At 52.5% G+C, this 12,248-nt stretch carries 9 protein-coding genes and 2 pseudogenes; 8 read left to right on the top strand and 3 right to left on the bottom strand.

Features of this window, described 5'->3' with window-relative positions; all coding sequences use genetic code 11:
• Window positions 1-62: 62 nt before the first annotated feature.
• The gene (locus tag ACGYLY_RS18535) at window positions 63-719 is read left to right on the top strand and encodes a helix-turn-helix domain-containing protein (RefSeq protein WP_395284318.1); all 657 of its coding nucleotides are present in this window, start codon (window positions 63-65) and stop codon (window positions 717-719) included.
• A gap of 497 nt (window positions 720-1,216) precedes the next feature.
• Complete coding sequence (locus ACGYLY_RS18530; RefSeq protein ID WP_395284319.1) at window positions 1,217-2,074, top strand: hypothetical protein; 858 nt, start codon at window positions 1,217-1,219, stop codon at window positions 2,072-2,074.
• Window positions 2,075-2,122: 48 nt separating this feature from the next.
• On the opposite strand, the gene ACGYLY_RS18525 is transcribed toward ACGYLY_RS18530, so the two are convergent.
• On the bottom strand, window positions 2,123-4,222 hold the full coding sequence (locus ACGYLY_RS18525; protein WP_395284320.1) for a type B DNA-directed DNA polymerase: 2,100 nt from the start codon (window positions 4,220-4,222) through the stop codon (window positions 2,123-2,125).
• 10 nt (window positions 4,223-4,232) lie between these two features.
• Window positions 4,233-4,475: a hypothetical protein gene (locus ACGYLY_RS18520; protein WP_395284321.1), complete on the bottom strand. Its 243-nt coding sequence runs from the start codon at window positions 4,473-4,475 to the stop codon at window positions 4,233-4,235.
• A 663-nt stretch (window positions 4,476-5,138) separates the two neighbouring features.
• Here ACGYLY_RS18520 and ACGYLY_RS18515 point away from each other — a divergent pair.
• The 6 genes and pseudogenes from ACGYLY_RS18515 to ACGYLY_RS18490 all read left to right on the top strand — a co-directional run.
• A pseudogene (locus ACGYLY_RS18515) lies at window positions 5,139-5,306 on the top strand (transcription initiation factor IIB family protein); the annotation flags it as partial.
• Between the two features lie 268 nt (window positions 5,307-5,574).
• Window positions 5,575-5,970 carry an SWIM zinc finger family protein gene (locus tag ACGYLY_RS18510; protein WP_395284322.1) on the top strand — a complete coding sequence of 132 codons (396 nt, stop codon included), beginning with the start codon at window positions 5,575-5,577 and terminating at the stop codon, window positions 5,968-5,970.
• Window positions 5,971-6,141: 171 nt separating this feature from the next.
• Window positions 6,142-6,633, top strand: a complete 492-nt coding sequence (locus tag ACGYLY_RS18505; RefSeq protein ID WP_395284323.1) for a hypothetical protein — start codon at window positions 6,142-6,144, stop codon at window positions 6,631-6,633.
• Between the two features lie 178 nt (window positions 6,634-6,811).
• Window positions 6,812-7,735, top strand: coding sequence for a DUF955 domain-containing protein (locus ACGYLY_RS18500; RefSeq protein WP_395284324.1), 924 nt, complete (start codon window positions 6,812-6,814; stop codon window positions 7,733-7,735).
• A gap of 1,287 nt (window positions 7,736-9,022) precedes the next feature.
• Window positions 9,023-9,814, top strand: a pseudogene (locus ACGYLY_RS18495) (IS6 family transposase).
• 307 nt (window positions 9,815-10,121) lie between these two features.
• The gene (locus tag ACGYLY_RS18490) at window positions 10,122-10,514 is read left to right on the top strand and encodes a helix-turn-helix domain-containing protein (protein WP_395284325.1); all 393 of its coding nucleotides are present in this window, start codon (window positions 10,122-10,124) and stop codon (window positions 10,512-10,514) included.
• Window positions 10,515-11,238: 724 nt separating this feature from the next.
• On the opposite strand, the gene ACGYLY_RS18485 is transcribed toward ACGYLY_RS18490, so the two are convergent.
• The gene (locus ACGYLY_RS18485) at window positions 11,239-12,009 is read right to left on the bottom strand and encodes an IclR family transcriptional regulator (protein WP_395284326.1); all 771 of its coding nucleotides are present in this window, start codon (window positions 12,007-12,009) and stop codon (window positions 11,239-11,241) included.
• Between the last annotated feature and the right edge of the window lie 239 nt (window positions 12,010-12,248).

Genomic DNA, 12,248 nt, shown 5'->3' with positions numbered 1-12,248 from the left:
CAGATGTTGCGATTGCCGCGAAGCACTGAACCTTTTTAATACAGGGTTGGTGTTTTCGTACTATGCAGTCGATCGATCTCACTGTCGACATTCCTGAATCGATGCAGCTGCCAATTCCGGAGTCACTTTCGACGGACGCTTTCGTTCGGGAAGAATTACTCTCATGGCAGGTTCGTGAGGAAACGAACGTTGTTTGTTTTCTCTCATTAGTGGTTGGAGAGATTGAGACGATTCGCACAACAGTCGCCAGTCTCAAAGTCGTTCAGCAGGTAGATTTTACGATGGTAGATGAGAATACGTTCTACCTCTATGCTGAGATAGATCTTCGTCCATCTGATTATGCACTGTGGGCTGCGTTGGATCATCATGGAATTGTTCCTGTTCCGCCGATCGTATATACTGACACGGGGACGATTCAGATAACGATTTTAGGAGAAGAAGATGCCCTCAGCCGGGCAGTCAGTAGCTTCCCCAACGAAGTTGATATCGACGTTACACGGGTTGGTGAACATCAACACTTGACTGGATCACTCGCGGGTCGGCTTACCCACCGTCAATTCGAAGCCATAGCAGTTGCGCAAAATCTCGGCTATTATACGGTGCCACGCAAGACTTCCCTTGCAGATGTCGCTGCAGCTCTCGATTGCTCGGAAAGTAGTGCTTCGACCTTGCTTCGAAAAGGAGAACAGTCACTAGTAAATGCTGCACTCGGTTACTAAGGATATCTGTTGTTGTTCAGCCTCTTAAATCTCAAGCGGCCAATTTGCTGTGGAGAGTAGCGCTATCACCGTGGTTCGAGAACTCGTTTTAGAAGAGTATGCTATCGTATGAAGCCGTCGCAACGCCACCCAGTACCCGTTCGCAATGAGGACAAACAACCAGTCCCGAAGATCCTCGCTTACTTTCACTCGTCTGAAGAAACCCCACATCGTCATCAGTTGTTATCGTCTGATCACACTCGGGGCACCGTGCGCTGTCAACTGAAGATAGCGGCATAGATGTACACAAAGAAAGTACGCCAAATCAGTGTTTCTCTTGGCACAATATAGAAATTCGTTCGGTACGACACTCCTCTCTGCGGTTCAGACTATTCTCGAGATAGAAAGCAGCAGGGCATCCTAATCTCAATCGGTTCAATCAACATCGCCTAACTACTGTAGTAAAGTGCGAACTGCCACACCGAACCATTATATCAATTCGACTGGATTTAGTACATATGTCTGCATGGGAGGACACCCGCGGCAATCACCTGCAGTGGCAGCTCACTCTCGAGCAGCTCAGATACCTTCCACTCCGATGCTGGTGCACGATTGTCAGTATGAAGTCGTGGCACTGGGTACTGTTGATCGGTGCCCCGTCTGGTCTCGCTCTCGCAGCATACCCGTTCGTCGGTAAACCAGCCCTGTATGCCTTCCTTTTCCTCGCATTTATTTACTTCCTCATGGTCTGGTTTCGAGCAGGTGGGGAAAGCGCGACGCACTATTCACTGAACCACGACCAGGAGCGCATTGCAATCACCCTCCCAAATGTCGACTACGAGCAGAATGCAGTAGCCGCCGCGATTGTCGGCGACAATCCGGGAATTGAACTCGGAGAAGTGGAGCGACTTCGTCCGTATCCGATCCCCGGCCATGTAGTCGTGGACGTGGTATACCACAACACGAATTATACCGACCCAGATAGCTTTGTTATACCATATGAGGACTATGAGCGGGTCCGCTCGGAACTCACACAATATGGTTTGTCTCTCCCAGCAGTCACTGCATTGTATGACGCCTCTCATCGTCGCACTCGATGGATTCGTCACTTCATGGTCGGATGGACAGCTATCGTTGTGATCGGGATTCCGCTTGTATTTCCAGTGTTGGTACCAATTGATCCATCACTATATGGTGGAGCATTTCTGATGGTATCCGGAATCGCAGCGAACTTTTTTGTTAAACGATTCGGCTATGTGCCTGATGGACAGGATCTGAATGCCCGGATTAAACGAGGAGCGATTCGAATGGCAGCAAGTGCAACCGGCATCACGCTTGCAATAGTGGCAGTGAGACTCTTTGAGCAAGTTATTTGATCTTCGCTATCGACCTCTTGGATCAGGATTGATGGCAGTATACAAATGTTACCTAAACGATGCCAAACTCGACTCGGTATACTGCCCCAATTCCTGCTCAATCTCTGATTCTCGCCACCCAAGCGGCGATAACACGCTCGCTGCCGCACGAACCAACAATTCCCGATAAAATCCAATATCATATCCGTTTAACTCTTCACTCGCCAACATCACCCGCTCTCGCGAGTCCTTCGCATCATCAACCACCACATACGACACACTCTGACCAGGTGCACGCGTCAACCCCAACTCAGCCGCCCGCTCTAATGCCGCCACACTCCGCGTCGATTGCGTGTAGTCCTCCCGTTGTTTCGAAATCCGATTCGTAATCACTAACGCACTCGGATCGACCGCCCCACGTTCGAGCCGATCAACCCATGACCGCAATTCCTCACAAACCATTTCTGGATCGCGGTACTCATCGACCGCTCGAATCAACTCCTTCTGCGCATCGTCGATATACGACGGCGTACTTCGTTGCCGACACTCGATGCCCCGGTACTTGTACTCATCTTTGCCAGCGACCTTCCCGAAGTACTTCGTCAAGGCACCAGCGTCCGAATCACGCAACGGCACAAACGATATCCAGTCGTAATGGGCTTCGTGTTCAAGCCGAATCTCCACCTGCTCGGAAATCTCCGATGCAAGCGCAGATAACGACGTCTGTTCCTCCCCGTCGATCGGTGTCACCCATACACTATCAACGATGCCATGCACAATGCGCCACCCATGCTCCTCGAGCACCGTTTTCGTTTCCAACAGAATCTCCCGTGCATACGCGTTGATCGCTTCGTGGCACTCAATGCGTCCGAATTTTGCGTTCGAAAAGCCCTGATAGCCGAAACACGAGACTAGAATCCACTTGATCGCGCTCGATTGCCCTTCCAACTCCTCGCGACGCTCTTCGTCCTCAGTCTCACGAATCTCGGCTTTGATCGCATCCCGATCCTCGAGCAACGGCTCAAGCACGTCCGGGAGATAGCCTCGCTCATCACAAATCGAGTAGCCAATGCCCGGTACGTCCTCCCGCCCAGCATGGCACTCACAGCGGATCTTTTCCGGACTCACGTTCCGCGTGACAATGATATTCGGATACAACGAGGAGAAATCGAGTTCGTGAACGTCTTCGTGCAGGCCGACGTCCGGCGCAAAGGTGAACCCACCCCGGTCGGCATCGTGCAGCTGGCGCATTGTTTTGAACTTCTCATGTCGCCACGAACGCCACGGCACAAGCACGTCTCGCTCCCGTGCCTCCTGTATCTGAATCCCGGTCAGAATGGTCCCGATTGATGACCACGCCAACTCCTGCAGTGGTTTTCCTGATTTCTCCACGAGATACAGACAGCCATCGAGATTCGTCTGATTCCACATGAACGTATTCGAACCGTCGATAATCACCCGACCGGGCAAATTATACCGTGCCGGGGAGTGCCCGACTTGTCCGTAGCTTTCGTAGGTCGATTCGCTCGCCAACTGCTGCCATCCGGGCTGTCGTCCGAGGTGAAACTCCACATCGAGCCGATCGGCCTGCTGGAACAGAACGGGAATGAGGTCACTGGTATTTAAGAACAGAACGTCGGGGTCAACACGCTCAACACGAGCCGACAGTGTGGTTAGCACGTCCTCCCCACTCCCAGTCACCGTCTCATCGTCAATCGTGAGTTCTGTAACCCGCTCACTCACGAGTTCCGTCTCCGAGACGGCAATCTGCATCTGCGAGAGTTCATGGTTCGGCAGTGGGTCAATCCCTTCTTCGAGACAGTAGCGGAACTCCCGCGAGAAATCGATGTTGTAACACCGATACTCACCAGGGGAGCCCCACTTACTTACCATTCGTGCCACTGAATTCACTGCCTTGAGGTCGATCACATCCACTTGGAGTACTTGCTCGGGGTCGTGCCGAAAGCTTACGCGTTCATCGACGACAGTAACCTGCACAACGGCAGGATGGTCACGGAGTGCCGCACGTGCCGTCGAAAAATCGCCGTCACCATGCACCGACACGTAGATCGTCGGCGTATACGATTCATCGACTTCGCAATTCACCCCCGTCTCGGTCACCGACCAGGTGTGCACGTCGCCGTCGACGTAGTCGATTTTGTACACCATCGTCTCATCCCTAATCGTTCAAATCGTCCTCGACGTGATCGAGTCGATCCGCCAAGTCGTCGAGTTGTTGCTGCTGTTCGATCAGAATCGAGATGAGGATCGGCGTCTCGACGAACAGGGGTTTGTGAACCGTGCTGGGATCGGTATGTAGCTGGGCATACTCGAAGAGTCGATCAAAGACTGCTTGATCAGTCGGTCGAAGCGCTCGTCGATACGCGTCCCATCCTGCTTCAATATGGCTGGTTTGGCTCATTGCAGGTAAACACGACTACCAAGATCCCCTTAGGCAAGCCAGGGTCGCTTCCGAATATTCCAATACAGAACGTATCAACATCGACCAGTCCGAGTGACTACCGTGCTGGGCAGCGCAGCAAAGGGTGGAACACTCGCTCTCCATTGGTGGTGGAGACGGAGTCATATCACCCATAGAAACCCAACCGGAAACTCACGCTGTCTCTGACCATTCGGCCACGCAGAGTCCCACATTTTGTGCACCAAATCTCGATGAGGACGCGCTGATGTCGAACGAATTGGCCGATACATTTGTGATGAGTTCCACACCGGTCCGACGGACTGCTGGAACCAAGGTGTCGATAGCTCGATTCCGCTTCGGCTGTCGCAGTTGGACGCGACTCTACCGTGGTCGATCAGGATCAGAACGTTCGGCAAGGGCGGTGGAATCCGACACCGCTCCATCCGTTTCCGATTTGGATTTCCGAAAGTCCGGTTCTCGACGGGCAAGGCATCGAACGGGACTGAGTTAGTATAATATACTAACCACAGAAACAAGATATCGGCAGTGAATCGTGTCAAGCGTGCTTGTTAATTGACAGTGTGACCTGACCGCAGGCGTTTTTTCGCCCCCGGAGGGGTGCGGGGCGTTCCACTACGAGCGTCTCCACAAAGAGTGATTTCGATGAGACTCAGCGGCAGCTACGCAACGGGCTTCGATGAAGACGTACCGAACGAATCAACTACCCAATGTCCTGAATGCGGCGGCTTGGTCACCACCAACGTGATTGAAACGGTCTGTGAGGACTGTGGCTTCAACATCTGCGACCAACGGACCAACCACGGGACAGAGTTGGCATGAAAGACCTCCTGATGCAGCTCACTAGTCGGTCGCGCAGCACTGTCATCGCTGAGTGCCGACAGTGTGGAACCACGGTCAAGGTCGAAACGAGCGAGTGTCCAGACTGTGGCCATGACGGGATCGCGATTTACCGATTCGATTGACCGACCTAATTTCCTTTCAACCATTACTACGAGAGATTCGGTTCTGCACACGTCGAAAACGTGTTTTTGTTGCCCCCGAGGGGTGCGGGGCACACTGCGTGCCTCGTGGAGCGAGTATGTCCAGTACAAACGTCCTATCTCAACTGACGTTCACGAAGCGAGTTGCAAAGCGCGCCCAGTACGAAGCCCTCGAATTTTCACTCACAACGAAGGGTGTCCTCGTTCGCAATACGAGTCACGCGAATCCGGCCGACCATGAATATCTCGTCACAGTTCGCAATGGGATCCCCATCGTCTGTGAGTGTCCAGCGGATGCACGGTACGACGGTGCATGCAAACATCGGGTTGGCGTCGCAATTCGAACGCCACTCCTGCAAGCGGCGACTGATCATTCTCTCGTCGCAGACGGCGGGACACAAATTGAGACTGAATCTGAAACCCATGTAAACGACAGTGACACGGATCAGCCAGCGGACTGTGACTGTGATGGATTGGGTGGCTTTCCGTGTTGACCCTGTGTGCGATCCGGGCGTCGCGATCTCCCGGAAGAGTAGTGCAAATCTCGTGTGAATCGGCGCTTTTCGCAGGAGGATTTTATTGGCGCCGGCGATGGGTGCCGGTGCACAAACGAGGTGTTGTGTGATAGAGTCGTGTCGAACCAATGCGTCGGCGAGGTGACTAAAATGCACCAGGTAATTTACGCACTCGTGGAAGCATCGACTGAAGAGACGGCACTTGCATGCGCAAAAGCAGCGTTCGATCGGCTGGTCGGAGCTGGCCCCGACAATGCTGCCATCTTTGATTACTATGTGATGTTCGATGACGAGCGGTCGTCCGTCGCAGGGAAGGCCCGATGGGGCGAACTCCCAGTCATCGCACCAGTCGACTCCGACGACGGCGAAAAACTCCTCGAGCGTGGCTGGGAAGCAACCAGACAGGAGTTCGAACGAAATCTCGAGCGGGTAAGAACTGCGGTCACCGAGTTCAGTGATGACGAACTCATGCACGACAAAGACCTTGCCCGCCACGCTTGTTACAATCTGGGCGCGTATCGTGGCCCGTCGCTCTACTTATACACCGAGTTCGGCGACGCGATTCGTAATCGTGAACATCTCGATCATGTACTCGAGACCGACGAGCAGCTGTGGATCATTCCGGCGGATGTCCACTATTAAGAAAACATCTACTGGTGAATTTCCCTTGTTCAGTAATTAACCAACATAGTGCCTGTAGTGCAAGCCGTGTTGGTTAAGCTGGGCACCATACCAAGCCTGAACTCAAGCAACGAAAAAAGATTTTTTCAGCCCCCAGGGGGTGCGGGGCGCTCGATAGAAGCGTCCGTGTCCAAAATCAATGGGTCAGAGTACTACCCCTGCGGTGTCGTTCGACGAGTATGACACCCGACGTGACGAAATGCACAACACGATCGAACACTGGATCGACGACCTCACTGCCTTGACTGACGAGGCGAGAGTGAGTCAGCAGTTCCAAGAGTGGCTAGATGTCCAGTCGAAATTCCACGATTACTCCCATCGGAACACGCTCTTGATCACGCTTCAATGTCCAAATGCGACGAAGGTTGCAGGATACAACACCTGGCGAAGCGAGTTCGATCGTCACGTCCAGGAAGGTGAGAACGGAATCTGGATCTGGGCGCCGATCATCACGAAGCAATGTCCGGAGTGCGAGAACTCACCCAGCTACCACGAGCAAAGTGAGTGTGAATACGACGAGACACCACCAGAAGCGTGGTCGAAAGGACTGGTCGGATTCAAACCCACGGCTGTGTTCGATGTGTCTCAGACCGAGGGTGAACCACTTCCCGAATTGGAGACCGAAGCAACGGGCAATGCTGAAAATCTCGTTCCTACTCTTCAAGATGCAGCCGATGAGCTCGGTGTGACGGTTCGTATCGTCGATGCTAACGACTGGGAACACGGCAAGGCGAAGGGCGTCTGCAAACAGCGGAGTCTGTACGATCTCCAGCCAATCGTGGAGGTGAAAGCACGGGCAAATCAGGCGGATCTCGCTGTGACGCTGATCCACGAATACGCTCACGCACTGCTGCACTTCGATGTTGATGATGCGTGTGAGCGATCGAAGCGTGAAGTCGAAGCAGAAGCCGTCGCGTACATCGTTGGTCGATACGTTGGATTGGACACGAGTGGCTCAGCATTCTACCTCGCAGCATGGCAGAACGATGATTCGGACGCGATTCAAGATCGGCTTGGACGAATCCGTAGGACGGCGGCGACAATTATCGAGGTAATTGAATAGAGATGTGAGTGAGGTTGGAGCCGTCAAATCCGAGGGCCGACTGTGGCTGTATCACCGAGGCCGTCTTGCTATTCAGGTCGATAATCCGTCAGCCGAATCTTTCCTTCGACTTCGTAGATGTGGCCTCGCATGTAGAGTCGTTCGATGATATCTTCGGCAGCAGGCTGCTCGAGCTCCTCACGATCTTTAAGGGTTGCATACGCTTGCTCGTACGTGAGTTCTCCCTCACTCGGCAGTGCGTTTGCGAGTGTCTCGAGCGATTCTTGCGCAAGTGGTGTGAGTGGTGATCGCCGATTCGAAATCATCGATATAATCAAAGACAGGAACTACCGACGTAAAGCCTTGGGACAAAATGACACTCGCCTCGTTGGTGATTGAATACAAGGGAAGTACACGGCGTGGAAGGATGGGTAGGGGCACAGGAGCCACGCCGTTGACTGGGTTACGCTGACTGCAGATTCCTCTTCGAAGGTGATTGATAAAGAAGTCAGCCAACCGGTGCGGAAGTGAAACGAAACGTAGCCTCACAGAGTGGGTACCTCCGGTAAGCGTTCGTGTACGGTGTATCGCAAAAAGATAGTATATTATACTAACCAGTAGATTCGATTCGGATCGATACAAGACAGTGATCGGATAATTACTTCCATCAGTAAGTAGTCAATAATTATCATGGACTTCGTCCCGAACCCCCTTGCCTGAGGAACAAAAAATATCCCTACTCGACACACTCACCAAACGATATCGCACGTCGGAGGTAGGAGATCTGCTGTATGAATGCGTCCGCTGTGGTAAAATAGCCTCCGCGGCAACGACATACATCGTTTGTCATGAATGTGACGGGAAACTCAAGCGCAATCCACTCATAGATAACTCTCACCCGGTGTTTATCATTCCAAGTCTCGTTTGAGTCGACTGGTCTGAAAGCATGCTCCCATTGTAAGCGCTTGCCGTAGCGTGCGCTTGGCACCTGTAGTACTACCAATCGGTCGAGAAAGAGTAGTTCGTTGTACTCACTGTTACACAGTGCACAGATCGACTATGTAGAAGATGAATTAAACAGTGACCACTGTCACATCAATTGATTCATGTTAGGCGAACATGTATGAATTAGCGTCCTGCAAAGGACAGATACGTTTGTCAATGTGGCCTCATGGCCATTTAGTCGAGGTGTGGGCAATCGATCTCCCACTACTCTCCTCAGGATGCTATCAAATTACATTATAGTCTTGGGGGTACTGTCTAGTTAGGCCAGTTTAAGAAGCGAGCAGTTCCGTGGTTTTAGTGTCTATGCTCACCCAAGAACTGCTCAGTGAAACGTTAGAGACGGCAAATCTTGAATATTGGGAGAATGAGCGGATGGCGACGTTGACGAGACGCGGAGCGTCTCGTTCGCCAACCAGAACGCGACGCGTTCTGGTGACGCCCGTCAGGGCGTTCGCCGTCCGCCTCCATGCGACCGGTTGTTCATTCAGAAAACAAAAGCAATTCTTCGACGATTCGGCGTAAAGCGCTCACAACAGGCAATTTTCAGTGCGTACATTGTCTCGATGACAGCTTTTCCGACCCGCTGTCGGCGCAGCCGACGCGGGTCGCGGTGGACGAAACCGCTGTCAAAATTAACGGCGAGTGGTTGTGGGTGTACGCTGCAATAGACACCGAAACAAAACTGCTACTCGGTATCGAAGTGTTTGATTAGCATGGGACCGATCAAGCGGCTTCATTTCTGTCTGGATTGGTCGAGAAACACGATCTCTCGGACGTCACCAGAAATCAAAGATTTCTGGTTGGCGGACGAGACGCTCCACGTCTCGTCAACGCTGTGTTTCTCGTTGATGGCTACGGGTATCGGACTGCCCTCTTTCGAATTGGGTTGAGCGGTCAGCTCAACTACACCGAGCGAAACCTGATCGAAAGTGGTTTCACACGCTCAATCAGCGCATCGACCGCTTTCATAAGTCGTAGGTGGGCAGTCGGCCGAGCGTCCAGCAGTGTCTTGAACAGTTTGTGCATTACTATAACAATCAAGGACCGCACCAATTGCTCGACAATCGAACACCTGTCGAAGAGGAACTAAACTAGACAGTGCCCGACTATGAAACTCATCGGATTCGCTATTTACTTTGTATCCTTGAAGATCACGAATTGAGTGAACCGGTACTATTTGGTACACAACCAAGCAAAGAACCGGAGGATGTCGTTTCGGAACTCGATATGTTGCTTGGTGAATTTGAAATTCCTCTCGAGACTCTATTTTGTATCAATACGTCGGACGGACGATTAAATTCTCTCCTGCGACTCGTTCTCTTAGATAGATATTTGAAAAGAGAGTTTGTGAGTCATTTACTGTCCCAAAATTATTTACACTGTTCGCTCGTCTTCATCTGTAATGCCACACCTAGTGAACGTCTCGACTTCTGAACTTCAGAAAGCACTCGAGGATGTGGACGACGTCTACGCGACGAAACGTCTCATGGTTGCGATCGCCTACAAACAGGGCGTTTCGCAGACGGACTTAGCCGAGTGGTATGGGCTCTCACGGAAGACGATTTATAACTGGCTTCAACGATTCGAGGAAGAACCGGCTCGTGAAGCAGCTCGGAATAAGGCTCGACCGGGACGCCCACCGAAACTGGATCGCGAAGAACAGAGGGAACTCTCCCAACTTCTGTGTGAGTCACCTGCAAATGCTGGCTACGATGCTGCAGAATGGAACATTCCACTTGTGCAACGCCTGTTGAACGAGGAGTTCGATGTCACGTATTCGCGCGCGAGTACCTAAAGATTACTTGCTCAGATCGAGTAACGTATTTTGAGACAAACTCGCTATTTTTCGAACAAACTCTACTAAGCTACTTGACAATAAATCCATAATCGGAAGTGATCTGTCCCCGATACCCCCCGCTTCATCCATGCGCGAACGGTACTGAAACCGATTTTGCCGCACGAAGTACGACGCTACCGAGTACGGCGCGAATGGAAAGCGCTCCACCTCGCGCGGTGGTTCTACGGACAAACTTCCGAGTCGGTTCGCCGCTGGAACGCCGCGATCCCGACGGTGCACGAACATCGAAGTTTGCGTTTTGAACGCGCTCCACGGCTTCCATTACAGAACTAAAATTGTAACATCAATCCGAAGCGCTCGATTTTGCGACCACGACGTCCGCATCCCATCCGGCGAACCGTCGTTTTCATTCGCCCCGTATCGACGCATTACCGTTGAAACTCGTCATGAATGGAATAACGATGCTGCACTGCTCGAAGGATATGCATTACAGTACTACTGCTGTCATGGGTTCTGACTTCGTTTCTCCACCGTCGCGTGCACCATCCCACTCAGGACTCCATCTCCTACCTCTTATGCGTGCTAAACGCCTTTCTCGAAGTAACGCTGTCCGACACGACCCCGTTTTATCCAGCTGAACGCTCCACACGACTAACACAAGGAAACCGTTCAAAGCAACGGTTGACGGGAGAAAGGGTAAAATCGTGTGGAACCGACGCGATCAGATCGATGTCATATTGATTTCAATGATATTGACGCTTCGTTGTATCTGGTCGGGTAACTCTTCTTGTAATCGGTCCCCCTTCATTCTACTCCGCGGTCCGATGATGCTGATGGCTCCCACGACGGCACGGTTCTGGTCGATGATCGGTGCGCCGACCCCGATCAATCCCTGTATCGTCTCCTCGCTACTCGTAGCGATACCCGTTTCGCGGATGCCGTCCAGTTCCTCGAGGAGCTCCTCCCGATCCGTTATCGTGTTGCTCGTGACTTCGTCCAAGGCCTGCTGGTCGAGGATTTCCCGCCGTCGCTCTTCGGGCAAATGGGCGAGTATCGCCTTACCGACCGCCGTGTGATGAAGACCCGACTGATGTCCGACGTACAGCGGTGTTCGAATCGCCTGCTCCCCGTAGGCTCGGTAGAGGCAGATTCCGACGCCGTGTTCCTCGACGGTGAAAAGCACCATTTCCCCGGTTTCCTCGGCCAGCGCATCGACCTCCTGTCGGACGAGGTCGAAAATCCGAACGCGGTTTCGGGCGTGGTGTGCGATGTCGAGGAACCGAAGTCCGAGACGGTAGGTGTCGTCGTCCTCCTTGACGACGTATCGGCTTCCCTTGAGCGTCGAGAGGTGATTGTAAACCGTCGCCTTCGTGGCACCGATGTGCTCCGCGAGTTCGGTGACGCCCGCTCCATCCAACTCCCCGAGCGCTTCGAGTATCGTCAGCGACGTCTGCACCGCATTCACGGTGTTTTTTGGCGTGTTGTTTTCCATAGGATGTGTACGAACACTATCTACTTAACTGTTCAGCCCTGCTTAACAGAGGTGTTCCTCGTGTTACCACGTGTTATGACACCGTGTTCCGCTCTTTCAGTGAGTCACTCTCGTGATTTCGCCCGTTTTCCCATTCGTTTCATCGGCTAACGCGTCTACTTTCAGTGTCACCGTTCGGGGTTTTCCCCTCTCGCCGTTCGGCACAGATAGACAGCATTCGAAGTCGACGATATGCTCAC

It is taken from the genome of Haladaptatus sp. CMAA 1909 (assembly GCF_043952005.1).
Classification (GTDB): domain Archaea; phylum Halobacteriota; class Halobacteria; order Halobacteriales; family Haladaptataceae; genus Haladaptatus.
This window is presented reverse-complemented; position numbering and strand designations above follow the sequence as displayed.